General features: G+C 68.4%; 14 protein-coding genes. 4 read left to right on the forward strand and 10 right to left on the reverse strand.

Annotated elements, in window-relative coordinates; translation table 11 throughout:
- Positions 1 to 12: 12 nt before the first annotated feature.
- From AC5W54_RS21090 to AC5W54_RS21120, 7 genes are all read right to left on the reverse strand, one after another.
- Positions 13 to 1,482 carry a mannitol dehydrogenase family protein gene (locus AC5W54_RS21090; protein ID WP_495964069.1) on the reverse strand — a complete coding sequence of 490 codons (1,470 nt, stop codon included), beginning with the start codon at positions 1,480 to 1,482 and terminating at the stop codon, positions 13 to 15.
- A 25-nt stretch (positions 1,483 to 1,507) separates the two neighbouring features.
- The gene (locus tag AC5W54_RS21095) at positions 1,508 to 2,788 is read right to left on the reverse strand and encodes a TRAP transporter large permease (protein WP_495964070.1); all 1,281 of its coding nucleotides are present in this window, start codon (positions 2,786 to 2,788) and stop codon (positions 1,508 to 1,510) included.
- The gene (locus AC5W54_RS21100) at positions 2,788 to 3,372 is read right to left on the reverse strand and encodes a TRAP transporter small permease (RefSeq protein WP_495964071.1); all 585 of its coding nucleotides are present in this window, start codon (positions 3,370 to 3,372) and stop codon (positions 2,788 to 2,790) included. The genes AC5W54_RS21095 and AC5W54_RS21100 overlap by 1 nt, the downstream gene beginning before the upstream one ends.
- A 51-nt stretch (positions 3,373 to 3,423) precedes the next feature.
- Positions 3,424 to 4,392, reverse strand: a complete 969-nt coding sequence (locus AC5W54_RS21105; protein ID WP_495964072.1) for a TRAP transporter substrate-binding protein — start codon at positions 4,390 to 4,392, stop codon at positions 3,424 to 3,426.
- 78 nt (positions 4,393 to 4,470) lie between these two features.
- The gene (locus AC5W54_RS21110; RefSeq protein WP_495964073.1) at positions 4,471 to 5,493 is read right to left on the reverse strand and encodes a Zn-dependent oxidoreductase; all 1,023 of its coding nucleotides are present in this window, start codon (positions 5,491 to 5,493) and stop codon (positions 4,471 to 4,473) included.
- Between the two features lie 13 nt (positions 5,494 to 5,506).
- Positions 5,507 to 6,718 carry a D-mannonate dehydratase ManD gene (gene manD / locus AC5W54_RS21115; protein ID WP_495964074.1) on the reverse strand — a complete coding sequence of 404 codons (1,212 nt, stop codon included), beginning with the start codon at positions 6,716 to 6,718 and terminating at the stop codon, positions 5,507 to 5,509.
- Positions 6,715 to 7,452 carry a GntR family transcriptional regulator gene (locus AC5W54_RS21120; RefSeq protein WP_495964075.1) on the reverse strand — a complete coding sequence of 246 codons (738 nt, stop codon included), beginning with the start codon at positions 7,450 to 7,452 and terminating at the stop codon, positions 6,715 to 6,717. Before AC5W54_RS21120 ends, manD begins: the two co-directional genes overlap by 4 nt.
- A gap of 254 nt (positions 7,453 to 7,706) precedes the next feature.
- Between AC5W54_RS21120 and AC5W54_RS21125 the strand changes: the two genes are divergently transcribed.
- The 3 genes from AC5W54_RS21125 to AC5W54_RS21135 all read left to right on the forward strand — a co-directional run bounded on the left by AC5W54_RS21125 (position 7,707) and on the right by AC5W54_RS21135 (position 9,265).
- Positions 7,707 to 8,393: an HAD family hydrolase gene (locus AC5W54_RS21125; RefSeq protein WP_495964076.1), complete on the forward strand. Its 687-nt coding sequence runs from the start codon at positions 7,707 to 7,709 to the stop codon at positions 8,391 to 8,393.
- 75 nt (positions 8,394 to 8,468) lie between these two features.
- Positions 8,469 to 8,843, forward strand: coding sequence for a translation initiation factor Sui1 (locus AC5W54_RS21130; protein ID WP_495964077.1), 375 nt, complete (start codon positions 8,469 to 8,471; stop codon positions 8,841 to 8,843).
- A 14-nt stretch (positions 8,844 to 8,857) separates the two neighbouring features.
- Complete coding sequence (locus AC5W54_RS21135) at positions 8,858 to 9,265, forward strand: hypothetical protein (RefSeq protein ID WP_495964078.1); 408 nt, start codon at positions 8,858 to 8,860, stop codon at positions 9,263 to 9,265.
- Here the strand turns inward: AC5W54_RS21135 and AC5W54_RS21140 are convergent.
- A complete protein-coding gene (locus AC5W54_RS21140; RefSeq protein ID WP_495964079.1) occupies positions 9,234 to 10,091 on the reverse strand; it encodes an NAD-dependent protein deacetylase in 858 nt (285 codons plus the stop codon). The genes AC5W54_RS21135 and AC5W54_RS21140 overlap by 32 nt on opposite strands.
- A gap of 116 nt (positions 10,092 to 10,207) precedes the next feature.
- Here AC5W54_RS21140 and AC5W54_RS21145 point away from each other — a divergent pair, with 116 nt between their 5' ends.
- A complete protein-coding gene (locus tag AC5W54_RS21145) occupies positions 10,208 to 11,119 on the forward strand; it encodes a nuclease-related domain-containing protein (RefSeq protein ID WP_495964080.1) in 912 nt (303 codons plus the stop codon).
- A gap of 19 nt (positions 11,120 to 11,138) precedes the next feature.
- Here AC5W54_RS21145 and AC5W54_RS21150 read toward each other — a convergent pair whose 3' ends face one another.
- Together AC5W54_RS21150 and AC5W54_RS21155 are read right to left on the reverse strand one after the other, a co-directional pair.
- On the reverse strand, positions 11,139 to 11,918 hold the full coding sequence (locus AC5W54_RS21150; RefSeq protein ID WP_495964081.1) for a ribonuclease T2 family protein: 780 nt from the start codon (positions 11,916 to 11,918) through the stop codon (positions 11,139 to 11,141).
- 4 nt (positions 11,919 to 11,922) lie between these two features.
- Positions 11,923 to 13,272, reverse strand: a complete 1,350-nt coding sequence (locus AC5W54_RS21155) for a deoxyguanosinetriphosphate triphosphohydrolase (RefSeq protein WP_495964082.1) — start codon at positions 13,270 to 13,272, stop codon at positions 11,923 to 11,925.
- Between the last annotated feature and the right edge of the window lie 355 nt (positions 13,273 to 13,627).

Below are 13,627 nucleotides of genomic sequence, written 5' to 3' on the forward strand. Positions count from 1 at the left end.
GAATCTCCTCGTTCAGCCCCGCACCAGGGCGGCGAGCGCCCCGTCGAGGCCCTGCTCGGTCAGGGACCGGTAGCCGGCGAGTACCGCTGCGGCGAAGTCGGCATCGACCGCGAGGGCCGGCGGCACGACGTCGTCCATGGCCAGGAAGGCCCGGACCAGGGCCTCGGCATCCTGACCATGCCGCGCATGCAGGTCGGCGAAGCGCGACGCCAGGGGGTCGTCCACCGGGTAGCCGTTGCCGTGATGATCGCGGCCGGCGGTATAGCGGATCCAGGCGGCCAGGCCCAGGGATGCGCCGGGGGCCGGCTGGCCGGCCCGGCGACGCGTCAGGGTCCCTTGCAACCAGCGCTGGGGCAGCTTCTGGCTACCGTCCATGGCGATCTGATGCAGGCGGTGACGCAGGCTGTCGTTGGCGAAGCGCGCCAGCAGCGAGTCCGCGTAGGCGGTCAGGTCGGTGCCCTCGGGCATGGCCAGCGTCGGCGCGGCTTCTTCCAGCATATAGCGGCGCAGCAGCGCCCGCAGGTCGTCACGGCTCACCGCCTCGGCCACCGTCTCGATGCCCGCCGGGGCCCCCAGATAGGCGAGCAGGGAGTGGCTGCCGTTGAGCAGGCGCAGCTTCATGGTCTCGAAGGGGGCCACGTCGGCGACCATCTCCACCCCGTCGGCTGACCAGTCGGGACGCCCCCGGGGGAAGTGGTCCTCCACCACCCACTGGGCGAACGCCTCGCCGACCACGGCGTTGGGGTCCTCGACGCCCAGCTCATTGAGCCGCGCGAAGTCGGCCTCGGTCATGGCCGGCACGATGCGGTCGACCATGCTGCACGGAAAGGCCACCTCGGCGGCGATCCACGCGGCCAGGGCGGCGTCACGCCGTTCGGCCAGCTGGATGACGGCGTTGCGGGTGCGCCGGCCGTTATCCGGCATATTGTCGCAGGAGAGCACCGTGAAGGGTGGGAGGCCTGCCTCGCGACGCCGCGCCAGCGCCTCGACCAGGATGCCCGGCGCGGTGCGCGGCTGCGTGGGCGTGGCGATATCGGCGTCGATCATGGGGTCATCGGCGAGCAGCTCGCCGCTGGCCGGGTTGAGGAAGTAGCCCTTCTCGGTGACGGTGAGGGTGACGACACGCGTCTCGGGGGCGGCCAGCCGCGCCAGCAGCGCCTCGCGGTCGCGCCCCCAGCGCCCCTCGGCGTCGCGGCCGGTGAAGTGCGTCTCCTCGATCACCCCGATCTCGAGCAGGGTGACGGTCTCGCTGTCGGCGTACTCGGCCACGTGATACCGGTGCCCGGCGTCGCGCAGGCCATCCACCAGGCCCACGCTTGCGCGCAGGTTGGCGCTGCTCACCCCCCAGGCGCTATCGCCGGTCCGGCCTCGATAGCGCTCCAGATAGACCGCCTGGTGGGCGCGGTGGAAGGCGCCGAGGCCCAAGTGGACGATGGCGATCCGCCCCTCCCGGGGCGCCGCGCTCAGTCGCGTGATGTTCATAAGCCTCCCTTTCGTTGTATGGGCCCTAGTCGCCCAGCACCAGGGTCGGCAGCCATAGCGAGACCGCCGGCACATAGGAGACCAGCAGCAGCACGGCAATGTTGCAGACCAGGAAGGGCACGATGGCCCGCGCCACGGTGAGCATGGGCAGCTTGCCGATCCCCGAGACCACGAACAGGCAGACCCCCACCGGCGGGGTGGTGAGGCCGATCATCAGGTTGAGCACCGCCATCACCGCGAAGTGGATCGGGTCCATGCCCACCCCGGTGGCCACGCCGAGCAGCGCCGGGAAGAGGATGATCAGGGCCGCGATGGTCTCCATGAAGGCGCCGACGAACAGCAGGATCAGGTTGAGGATCAGGATGACGATGATCGGGTTCTCGCTGATGGCCAGTATCAGGGCGGCGATCATCTGGGGCACCTGTTCGCTGGTCAGGATCCAGCCGAAGAGGTTGGCCACCCCCACCAGCAGCAGCAGCGCCGAGGAGGTCAGCACGGTATCGGTGAGGATGGCCGGCAGCTTGCGCCAGGAGAGTCCCTTGTAGATGTACATGCCCACCACCAGGGCGTAGAGGCTGGCGACGATGGAGGCCTCGGTGGGCGTGAAGAAGCCACCGATGATGCCGTAGAGGATGATCACCGTCATCAACAGCGCCCAGAAGGCGGTCCTGGCCTCGCGCAGTAGCTGCAGGAAGGGTACGCGGGTTCCCTTGGGGTAGCCGCGCCGCACGGCGAGGATATAGACGGTGATCATCATCGCCAGGCCCAGCAGCAGGCCAGGGACGGCGCCGGCCAGAAACATGCGGCCCACCGAGACCCCGGAGAGCGAACCGGCGATGATCATCGGCACGCTGGGCGGGATGATCGGCCCCACGGTGGAGGACGCCGCGGTGACCGCGGCGGCGAACGGCTTGTCGTACCCGGAGCGCGCCATGCCGGGAATCATCACCGCACCGATGCTGGCCGAGTCGGCCACGGCAGTGCCGGAGATGCCGCCGAAGATCATCGACCCCCCCACGTTGGCCAGGCCGAGGCCGCCGCGGATATGACCGAGCAGGGCGTTGGAGAAGCGCACGATGTGCTCGGTGATGTTGCCGACGTTCATCAGGTTGCCGGCCAGCACGAAGCCGGGGATGCACAGCAGCACGAAGGTATCGATGCCGGCGTACATGCGCTGCGGCACGATGGTCAGGGAGATACCTTCCAGCAGCAGGTAGGTCAGCGAGGCGATGCCCAGGGCGAAGGCGATGGGCATGCCGATGAGCAGCAGCACCAGGAAGACGCTGAACAGGATGATGACTTCCATTAGGGCTTCTCCAGCGTAGAGCGCTCAGGGGAACGGAAGATGGCGATCAGGCCCTCCAGGAAGCCGATGGCGCTGTAGACCAGCAGCAGCACGAACATCACCACCGTGGAGAAGAAGATATAGAGCATGGAGACCTTGAGGGTCGGCGAGGTCTGCCAGGCACCGTTCTGGGCGTACTGCCAGGCATAGGGCAGCACCATCCAGGTGAAGCCGGCGATCAGCAGGCAGACCAGCGCCTGGTAGGCGGCCCGGGCTCGAGGCCCGAGGAGGTGGTGGAAGAGCTCGACGTTGACGTTGCGGTGCTTGCGCAGCACCACCCCCACCGACAGGGCCACCATGTAGATGAAGAGGTAACGGGACAGCTCCTCGGTCCAGGCCACCGAGAACGGCAGGAAGAGGCGCGCGGCGATCTGCAGCAGCACCGTGCCAGCGATGGCCAACAGCGCCACCACGGCCAGGGTGGTAAACAGGGTGTCGATCCAGCCGATCAGGCGTCCGAGGGGCCCCTGGAAGGTGGGGACCGACGAGAGCGAGTCCAGGCTCTCGAGGACCTCCTTCTCGACGGTCTTCTGGTCGGCGTCCATAGGCGTTTCCTCATCGGGATGGGCGAGCCCGAAGGCCCGCCCGTCGCTGCGTCACAGGTCCTGGATGGCGTCGAACAGCGCACGCTGCTCCTCGTCCAGGGCCGCCTCCACGGCCGGCCGCGCCTTCTCGGCGAAGGCCTCGGCATCGACCTCGACGAACTCCATGCCGCGCTCGCGCAGGGCCTGTTCGAGACGCTGCTGGTCCTCCTCGAACAGCTCGGCCTGGTAGTCCTGCATCACCGCGGCGGCATCGAAGATCACCTGCTGCAGGTCGTCCGGCATGCTCTCCAGCTGGTTGCGGCCGATCACCACGTAGATCCAGCTGCGCACATGGCCGGTGAGGTTCACGTAGTCCTGGACCTCGTAGAAGCTGGCGCTCTCGATCAGGCTCAGCGGGTTCTCCTGGGCCTGGATGGTGTTCTGCTGCAGGGCGGTGAAGACCTCGCTGAACGCCATCGGGGTGGGGCGTGCGCCCAGCGCCTCCCAGGTATCCACGAATAGCGGCACGTTGGGCACGCGCAGGCGGATGCCGTCGAGGTCGTCCGGGTGCTGGATCGGCCGATTGGAGGTCAGCTCGCGCGGCCCGCGCTCGAACCAGGCCAGCGGCACCAGGTTGGCGCGCTCGGTGATCTGGGCCTTGATCTCGTCGCCGACCTCACCGCTGACCGCAGCGTGCAGGTGCTCGGCATCGCGGAACGCATAGGGTACGGCCATCATGGCGGCCTTGGGCGCCCAGTTCTGCAGGCTCTCGCCGGTAATGGTCATGTCGGCGGTACCCAGCTGGATGCTGTTGATCACGTCCATCTCGGCGCCGAGCTGCTCGCTGGGGTAGAGGCGCACCTCGATACGCCCGTCGGAGTTGGCCTCGACCTCCTCCTTGAACCTCTCGGCGGCCAGGTGCCAGATGTTCTGCTCGTTGGCCAGGTGGCCGAAGCGCAGCGTGACATCCGCCGCCAGGGTGGCCTGGCTGCCGATCAGGGCCGCCCCCAGGACGGCGCCGGTGAAGAGCTGCTTCATCATGGTGTTCTCTCCTGCACGTGAGCGTTGTGCGTTGTTGATAGTGCGTGGATTGGCGTGCTGCATGGCCTGCAGCGACCGTCAGGTGCCGATCTGGATCAGCACCTTGCGGGCCCTTTCGGGATGGTGGTCGAGCATGTCGATGGCACCGGGCATCTCGTCGAACGGCAGCCGGTGGCTCACCAGCGCCAGGGGATCGAGACGGCCGGCGGCCATCAGCCCGAGCACCTCCGGAAACTTGCGGTTGTTGAGGCGCGACCCCACCAGGGTCAGCTCCTTCTTGATCACCTCGAGCTGCACCAGCTCGCTCGGCGTGGGGGTGAAACCGAGCAGGCCGATGCGACCGGCCGGCGAAGCGAGACGCAGCATCTGCGGCAGCAGCGCCGGCACGCAGGCCGCATCGGCGATCAGCGGCACGCCCTCGCCCTCGGTCAATGCCATGACCGCCTGCTCCACGTCCTGGTCGCGGCCGTTGAGCACATGGCGCGCTCCCAGCTCGCTGGCGGCCGCCAGCCGCTCGTCGATGACGTCGGTGACGATCACCTCCTCGATGCCCTTGGCCCGCGCCATCTGCAGGATGGTCAGGCCGATCACCCCGGCGCCGAACACCAGCAGGCGATCCCCGGGGTGAGGCTGCATGCGGTCGAGGACATTGGCGGCGATGGTGTAGGGCTCCACCAGGGCGGCGGCGTCCAGCCCCACGTTCTCCGGGAGGCGGTGGAGGTTGGCGGCCGGTACGGCGACGCGCTCCTCGAAGCCACCGTCGCGATGCACGCCGATCACCTCGAGGGAGGTGCACACATTGGGCCGCCCGATGCGGCAGGGGTAGCAGTGGCCGCAACTGATCACCGGGTCGATGCAGACCCGATCGCCCACGGCCACGCCCTCGATGCCCTCGCCCACTGCCTCGACGACACCGGCGAACTCGTGGCCGGTGATGCGCGGGAAGCGCACGAAGGCGTTGTCGCCATGGATGATGTGCATGTCCGAGCCGCAGATGCCGGCGAACGCGACGCGCACCAGCGCCTCACCCGGCTGGGCCCGGGGGACCTCCACCTCGGCCAGTCGATAGTCCAGCGGGGCGTTGACCTGAAATGCCTTCATGTTGCGTCTCTCCTCACCAGTGCCAGAGGGTGCCGTCTTCCAGGCGATTGACCGGCAGGCTGGCACGCTTGTAGGGATACTGACCGGCCAGCTCCTCATCGATATCGACACCGTGACCCGGTGTTTCCCCGACGATGAAGTGGCCATCCTCGAAACGATAATCGTGCGGAAAGACCGCATCGGTTTCCGACGTGTGGGGCATATGCTCCTGGATGCCGAAGTTGGGCACCCAGGTATCGAAATGGATCGCCGCCCCGAGACACACCGGCGACAGATCGGTGGGACCGTGGAAACCGGTACGCACATGGTAGAGCCCGGCCAGATCGGCGATCCGCCGCACATGGGTGATGCCGCCGCCGTGGGTCAGCGGGGTGCGGATGTAGTCGATCCACTGGTACTCGAGCAGCTCGCGATAGTCGTGGATCGAGTTGAACACCTCGCCCACCGCCAGCGGGGTGGTGGTGTGCTGGCGAATCAGCCGGAAGCTCTCCTGGTTCTCGGCCGGCACGCAGTCCTCCAGCCAGAACAGATGGTAGGGCTCGACCGCCTTGCCCAGCCGCGCCGCCTCGATGGGCGTCAGCCGATGGTGCACGTCGTGCAACACGTGGAGCTCGTCGCCGAAGCGTTCGCGCACCGCGGCGAACAGCTTGGGCACGTGGTTGAGGTACTTCTCGGTGCTCCAGACGTGCTCGGCGGGCAGCTCGGCATCCGCCGGTTCATAGCGCTCCCCCTCGCGCTTGGCGACCCCATAGATGGTGGGGATACCGGGCACGCCGGCCTGCACCCGCACGGCGCGATAGCCGAGCCTGACGTGCGCCTCGACTTCCTCGAGGCAGGCGTCGATGTCGCGCCCGGTGCAGTGGGCATAGGTCATCACCCGCTCGCGGCTCTTGCCGCCGAGCAGCTGGTAGAGCGGCATGCCCGCCGCCTTGGCCTTGATGTCCCACAGCGCCAGGTCCACCGCGGCGATGGCACACATGGTCACCGGACCCCGACGCCAGTAGGCGCCGCGGTAGAGGTAGTGCCAGATGTCCTCGATACGGCTGGCGTCGCGCCCGATCAGCGCCGGGATCACGTGCTCCTCGAGGTAGGCCACCACCGCCATCTCGCGGCCGTTGAGGGTGGCATCACCGATGCCATGGACGCCCTCGTCGGTGACGATCTTGAGGGTCACGAAGTTACGCCCCGGCGAGGTGACGATGGTATAGGCGCGTTCGATCTTCATTGGCTCGCCTCCGCGATGAATGGCTGGGTCTGCTGGGTCTCGAACATCTCGGGAAAGCGCCGCATCAACTCGGGCAGCGACTGCAGGATCTCGCGCTGATGGATGCTCATGGCCCGGGCGGCGAGCTCCGGGTCCCGAGCGGTGATGGCATCGACGATTGCCTGGTGCTGCTCGGTCAGCTTGGGGATCGGCGTCGAGTCCGGGATGCTCAGGTAGCGCACCCGGTCGAGCTGCGCCTTGACGTCCTCGGTCACCCGCCACGCGGCGGTATGCCCCGTCCCCAGCGCCATGGCGCGGTGAAAGGCCTCGTCGAGCAGGAAGAAGCGGTCGTGATCCTGCGGTTCGATGCAGTTGCGCTGACGCGCGATCAACTCGTTCAGCTCCGCCAGGGTGCGCGGCTCCAGGCCACGCTCCGCCGCCTCCCGGGCCACTGCCACCTCGACCGCCTCACGCACGAAGCGGGCTTCGAGTACGGCCTGCTGGGAAATTCTCACCACGTAGGTGCCGCGCTGCGGGCGCACCTCGACCAGCCCCGCCTCCGAGAGCCGGATGAAGGCCTCCCTGACCGGCTGGCGGCTCACCGAGAAGGTCTCGGCGATCTCCTTCTCGGAGAGCGCCTGCCCCGGTGCCAGCACCATGCGAATGATCGACTGGCGCAGCACCTGATGGAGACGCTGGCGCACCGTGCCATCGTCGCGGGTGTCTTGCCACAGGGCCTGCAAACTGGTGTTCATGTTGACTCCCGACCATGTTGCGCCGCACTGGCGGCCGCTAACTGACTCGACTAGTATGGTAGTATGGAAATAAAAACGAAAGGCCGGATGAATTCGACCTTGGTCGCACCTTGCAGAACCGCGGAAATGTAGCAATACTGTTCGGAAACAGCGTTCGTAAAGATATGTCGCTCAGCCGTTCAAGGAATCCCGGGACCTGCCGATATACAGAACACTGTTCGTACTAGCCCATGACCTGCGCGAGACGTCCGGCGATGGCACACGTTCCCTGCCTGCTCTTCGATTGTGATGGCACCCTGGTCGACAGCGAACCGCTGCTGGCCTCCGAGATGGCCAACGCCCTGAGTGCCGTCGGCCTGCCCTTCCTCGCCAGCGACTACATGGGCGAATTCCGCGGCACCCGTTTCCGCCATATCGTCGCCGAGTTGCAGAGCCGCCATGGCCAGGTCGACCCCGACCACCTGGAGACCATGGAAAGCGAGATGCGCCGCAACCTGATGCACCGCCTGGAGACCGAGCTGATGCCGGTGCCCGGTGCCCCCGAGGCACTCGCCGCCCTGGCCGGTTACCCCATGGCGGTGGTCTCCAACGGTCCGGAAACCAAGATCCGCGCCTCGCTCAAGAGCAGCGGCCTGGCCGAATGCTTCGACGACCACCTGTTCAGCGGTTACACCGCCCGATGCTGGAAACCCGACCCCTGCCTCTTCCTCCATGCCGCCAGCGTGATGGGCCATGCGCCGGAAGACTGCGTGGCCATCGACGACGCCATTGTCGGCGTCAGGGCCGCCCTGGCGGCCGGCATGACGGTGATCCACCTCAATCGCTACCCCGACGCTGAGGAAACCCCGGAAGGCGCCATCATGATCAGCAGCATGTTCCAGCTGCCCACGATCATCGCCCGACTGGTCAAGGCCCGCCGCATGGTCGTCTCCTTTTCCTGAGCGGCGCGCACGCCATGCAAGCCGGCGCCACGGGCGCTATCATCGGGCCGACACCCTCGACCAAAGGAGCCCGCCATGGCCTCCCTGCAGGACCAGCTTCGCGGCCTGGTGTATTCCACCGAGCATGGCGATATCTGCCCCGACTGCCGCCACCCCCTGGATGACTGCCGCTGCGCCGAGCAGGCCGATGCGGCGCGGCTCGCGGTGCTCGACGGCATCGTGCGCCTTCGCCGCGAGACCAGCGGCCGCAAGGGCAAGGGAGTGACCACCGTCTCGGGGGTGCCGCTGCCCGAGGCCGAGCTCAAGACGCTGGCCAAGGCGCTGAAGCAACGCTGCGGCACCGGCGGCGCGGTCAAGGCCGGCGTCATCGAGATCCAGGGGGACCACCGCGAGGCACTCAAGGCGGAACTGGAAGGCCGCGGCTTCACCGTCAAGCTGGCCGGCGGCTGAGGAGAGCGTAGGCCATGATCCCGCCCCGTTCCCTGACCCGCCCAGCCGTCACCGCCCTGGGATTGATCGCGGCACTGGGGCTCACGGCCTGTGCCGGCACGCCCGATTTCGAGCTGCTACGTACCGAGGTGGTGCCGGAAACGCCGCTGTCACCGGCGGACGATGCCGAGCTGAGGGTTCGCCTGGAGGCCAGCGATGGCAGCGGCACCCTGGCCGAGACCAGCGCCAGCGGGCTGGGAAGCTCTCCATGGCCGCTGGTGCTTCAGGTCGATCGTCGTGCCCTGGAGCGAGCCGGCGAGGCGCAACTGCGCGCGGAACTGCGCGAGGCCGGCAGGGTGACCCACGCCAGCCCGGAACCGGTATCGCCCGCCGCGCGCGATGCCGAGGACGTCATCGAGCTGCCGCTGACACCCCGCCGCTGAGGGCCACCTCCAGCGCCGAGAGTGCCTGGTCGGCGGGCGCCTCGACCTTGAGGGCATAGAGCTCGTCGGCCCGGGTACGCCCCAGGTTGAGGCAAGCGATCGGCTTGCCGGCCCGGCCTGCCGCCCGCACGAAGCGAAAGCCCGAATAGACCATCAGCGACGACCCCACCACCAGCAGGGCATCGCTGGCCTCCAGCAGGCCATGGGCCGCCGCCACCGTCGCCTTCGGCACGCTGTCGCCGAAGAACACCACGTCCGGCTTCCAGATCCCGTCGCCACAGCGCTCGCAGTTCGGTACCCGGAAGCCGGAGAAGTCCCGCTCCAGGTCGGCATCGCCATCCGGCCCGGCCCGGGCTCCGGTGGTCGCCCAGTGCGGATTGTCCCGCTCCAGTTCGTCATGCAGGGCGTGGCGCATGCGCCGGGCACCGCAGCTCATGCAGCGCACCAGGTCGGCCCGCCCGTGCAGGTCGATCACCCGCCGCGAGCCGGCTGCCTGGTGCAGGCCATCGACGTTCTGGGTGATCACCCCCGCCACCCGGCCCATCGCCTCGAGCCGGGCCAGGGCCCGGTGGGCCGCGGTGGGGCGGGCCTCGCGGAGCGCGCGAAAGCCCACCAGGGCGCGTGCCCAGTAGCGCTGACGGGCCGCATGGCTGGTCATGAACTGCTGGTGCTGCATCGGCGGCGAGCGCTTCCAGTCGCCACGCTCGTCGCGGTAGTCGGGGATGCCGCTGGCGGTGCTGATGCCGGCCCCGGTCAGCACCGCGAGGCGCGGATGGCGCACCACGAAGGCGGCCAGTGCCTCCAACTCCCCTGCGTTCGTCGTCATCGCCTGCTGCATCCTGGACCTCCGACCTTCGCCGAAAGAGAGCATGGCCCCGAGGGGGCGAGGTTGTCTAGAATGGGTGGGGTTCTCCCCCCTCCCCCCTCAGGCAAGGAACCCCGATGGCCTGGCTGGAATACCTGCTTCCCCTGATCTTCCTCTTCCCCCTGGCCGCCACGGCGGTGATCGTGCTGGCACTGCGCAACCTGCATGACGCCCGGGTGCACTCGCCCTTCGATGCCCACACCCTGCGCGAACCGGGTCAGGCGCTGCGCGACCGGCTCGACCGTGCCTTCGCCGGGCTCTTCCTCAACGGCGCCCTCGGCCCCATCGTCACCCTGGCGCCGCTGGTCTATGGCATGGGGCGGATGCTCTTCGCCCGCCAGCAGAACTGGATCGAGTGGGCCCTGTACGGAGCGCTGAGCACCGTGCTGGTGCTGGTGTACTGCCTGCTGCTGATCCGCGACTTCCAGCGTATCCGGCGGATCAAGCTGGGGCTGGCCTGCGAGCTGGCGGTGGGCCAGGAGCTCGAGACGCTGATCCGTCCCGAGGCACACCCCTATTATGTCTTCCACGACGTGCCCACCGACAGCTACACCATCGACCATGTAGCGGTCACACCCCACGGGGTCTTCGTCGTCGAGACCCGCGCCCGCACCCGTCCCTTCACGCCCGCCGGCAAGGAGATCAACGTGGTCAGCGTGGAGCGCGAGCGCCTGCGCTTCCCCGGCTGGAGCGAACGCCAGCCGCTGCTGAAGACCCGTCAGGCGACCCGCTGGCTGGCCACCTGGCTGCAGAAGCGCACCGGAAGGAGAGTACCGGTGATGGGCGTGCTGACGCTCCCCGGCTGGGACATCGACACCAGCGAGGCGGCCAGCGACCTGATGGTGATCAGCGGCGAGGATCTCTCGGCCCGGCTCATCCGGACCCACCTCGGCGAGATCGACGACGCCACCCACGGTGCGGTGATCGCCGCCCTGCTGGAGCGGGCCGCCCGGCTCGACGAGAGGCGGTTACAAGCGCCGTCGGTCTGAGCCCGGCCACCGCCAGGCGTCAGTCGAAGGTCGCGATCCGCACCCGCGTCGCGCAGCGGCCGCGGTCCTGTCGGGCCAGGCTCCCGGCGGTGGGAAAGTCGTCGAGGCGGTTGGCGGCGATACCGATGCGCACCTCGGTCAGCAACCGGTTGCCACGCCCGCGGCACTCCAGTCGCAGCGCCCGGCCGCTGCCTTCGCCGAAGGCCGCCTCAAAGGCGCCGACCAGGTCGTTGCGCCCCACCTCGCCGCCCTGGTTGAGCGCCACGAAGGCGCCGAAGGCACTCGCGTTGACCGTCTCGACCAGCGCCACGGCGGCGGCGAAATAGGCCTCCTCGGGCAGGTCGAGGCAGGCGGCATGCTTGGCGTACTGATAGCGGTCGAGGCAGCTGGCACGCCCCGGCATGGCGGCGTCCAGGGAGTCGTCCAGCGCCTCGGGCAGCCCGAACGGCGGGTGGGCGCGGCAGAAGCCACCGTCGGCGCGTGGCCGCTCGAGGAAACACCCCTCCTGCCACCAGCGCCGCCGGTCCACCCCCTGCGCGGCGAAGCGCGCGGGTAGCGAGGGCCAGAGACCGTGAAGCACGAAGCCCTGCTCACTCCCCTCGCGCAGCCCGGGCTCGCGGCACTCACGCGGGGGGCGCGAGCGACTCTCGCAGAAGCCCGGGTGCCAGGTCAGCGCCAGGGTATAGTGCGCAAAACCCTCACTCTGCAGCCGGCTCAGCGGCGCGTCGGCCGCGGCGGTCGCCGCCAGCAGCAGGACGGCCAGCCCGACGAGAAGATCCCTCATCCAGCCCGGTGCCATCGGCTCAGTCCCCCTTCAGGCGCCCGCCCATCTCCTGGGCCAGGTCCACGGCATAGTGGTCGGTCATGCCGCCGATGAAGTCGAGCATGCGCCGGTAGCTGGCGTAGAGGCTCCAGGAAGGCCGCGGGGTGTTCTCGCCAATCAGCGCCAGCACCCGCTGATGCTTGAAGGTGGAGCGGCCGGTGTGGTGCAGCTCATGGGCCGCCCCGATAAAGGCCTCCAGAAGAATGCCCAGGGTCGTGTAGGCACCGATCTCCAGCTTGGCCTTGCGCTCGTTCTGGAAGATGCGCTCGCGGGCGAGCTGCTTGGCCGCCTTCACGCCCCAGCCCAGGTCCGGGTGGCAGAGCTCCAGCAGGTCCTCCTGCTGGGTGCCGCTGCGCAGCGCGCTCTCGTGCTGAACGAAGACCGCCCCCACGTCGTTCACCGCCCGCTCCATGGCCGCCCCACGCAGGGCAGCGATGCGCCGTCGCTGGGAGACCCCGTCGCGTTGCATCTCGGCATAGTCGGGCGGCTCGCCGCCGGCGATCTGGGTCAGCACCTCGGCCACCTCGTCGAAGCGCAGGATGCCCATCTCCAGCCCGTCCTCCAGGTCGAGCAGGGCGTAGCAGATGTCGTCGGCGGCCTCCACCAGCCAGGCCAGCGGGTGGCGGCACCAGCGCCCCTCGCCCCGCGGCAGCAGGCCGAGGCGCTCGGCCACCTCGCCCAGCAGCGCCCGCTCGCTCTGGTAGCAGCCGAACTTGCCGGCCACCCCGCCGTGCTCCACGGTCCAGGGGTACTTGAGCAGGGTGCCCAGCGTCGCCGTGGTCAGGCGCATGCCGCCCCGGAACTGGTTGTACTCGATCTGGGTGACGATGCGGAAGCCCTGGGCGTTGCCCTCGTAGGTCAGCAGGTCCTCGCGTTCGAGCTCGGAGAGCCCCTCGAGCAGCCCGCTGCCGTCGGCCTCGGCGCGCTTGAACCAGTCGCGGATGGCGTACTCGCCGGCATGCCCGAAGGGCGGGTTGCCGATGTCGTGTCCCAGGCAGGCCGCCTGGACGATCACCCCCATGTCCGCCGGGGTGATCCAGTCGGGCAGCCGGTCGTGCAGCAGCTCGCCGACGATCATGCCCAGCGAGCGGCCCACGCAGCCTACCTCCAGCGAGTGGGTGAGGCGGGTGTGGATATGATCGTTGTCGGTGAGGGGGTGCACCTGGGTCTTGCGCCCCAGGCGACGGAAGGACCCGGCGAAGACGATCCGGTCGTGATCCTTGTGGAAGGGGCTGCGGCCGATCTCGTCGCGGGCGCCGCCGGGGCGCTCGCCGCGCTTGTCGTGCAGGCGACTCGGGTCGAGCAGCCGCTCCCAGTGCATCTGCGTCATGGGCGATCTCTCCTTGAGACGCCCATTCTGGCAGCCCTCGCCGCCGCCGCCCAGCCCGGTGGACGCCTTGGCTCAGCCCCTGAGGGATCACCAGGAATATTTCAGTATTATCATCATGTTGGACATAGTTCGGTGACAGGCTGCCAGTGCTGCCGGTCCCTGTGGGGTCAGACCCCGGCGGCGTCGAATCCGCTCGCAAGGCGCACCATGACGGGCTTCGTGACTTGGCTGGGGTCTGACCCGAATGGCACTTACTTAAGGCGCTGACCGACGCATAATCGGTTGATTTACAAGAAAACGGACGATGGAATACGGTATTGTGCAAGTCGCGAAACCACACACAAACCGCAAACCC

The organism is Halomonas sp. LMYGS-3 (assembly GCF_059509875.1).

Coding starts and splice junctions, on each gene's coding strand:
- AC5W54_RS21090 (WP_495964069.1), bottom strand. CDS start 1,482: ATGAACATCACGCGACTGAGCGCGGCGCCCCGGGAGGGGCGGATCGCC.
- AC5W54_RS21095 (WP_495964070.1), bottom strand. CDS start 2,788: ATGGAAGTCATCATCCTGTTCAGCGTCTTCCTGGTGCTGCTGCTCATC.
- AC5W54_RS21100 (WP_495964071.1), bottom strand. CDS start 3,372: ATGGACGCCGACCAGAAGACCGTCGAGAAGGAGGTCCTCGAGAGCCTG.
- AC5W54_RS21105 (WP_495964072.1), bottom strand. CDS start 4,392: ATGATGAAGCAGCTCTTCACCGGCGCCGTCCTGGGGGCGGCCCTGATC.
- AC5W54_RS21110 (WP_495964073.1), bottom strand. CDS start 5,493: ATGAAGGCATTTCAGGTCAACGCCCCGCTGGACTATCGACTGGCCGAG.
- manD (WP_495964074.1), bottom strand. CDS start 6,718: ATGAAGATCGAACGCGCCTATACCATCGTCACCTCGCCGGGGCGTAAC.
- AC5W54_RS21120 (WP_495964075.1), bottom strand. CDS start 7,452: ATGAACACCAGTTTGCAGGCCCTGTGGCAAGACACCCGCGACGATGGC.
- AC5W54_RS21125 (WP_495964076.1), top strand. CDS start 7,707: ATGGCACACGTTCCCTGCCTGCTCTTCGATTGTGATGGCACCCTGGTC.
- AC5W54_RS21130 (WP_495964077.1), top strand. CDS start 8,469: ATGGCCTCCCTGCAGGACCAGCTTCGCGGCCTGGTGTATTCCACCGAG.
- AC5W54_RS21135 (WP_495964078.1), top strand. CDS start 8,858: ATGATCCCGCCCCGTTCCCTGACCCGCCCAGCCGTCACCGCCCTGGGA.
- AC5W54_RS21140 (WP_495964079.1), bottom strand. CDS start 10,091: ATGACGACGAACGCAGGGGAGTTGGAGGCACTGGCCGCCTTCGTGGTG.
- AC5W54_RS21145 (WP_495964080.1), top strand. CDS start 10,208: ATGGCCTGGCTGGAATACCTGCTTCCCCTGATCTTCCTCTTCCCCCTG.
- AC5W54_RS21150 (WP_495964081.1), bottom strand. CDS start 11,918: ATGGCACCGGGCTGGATGAGGGATCTTCTCGTCGGGCTGGCCGTCCTG.
- AC5W54_RS21155 (WP_495964082.1), bottom strand. CDS start 13,272: ATGACGCAGATGCACTGGGAGCGGCTGCTCGACCCGAGTCGCCTGCAC.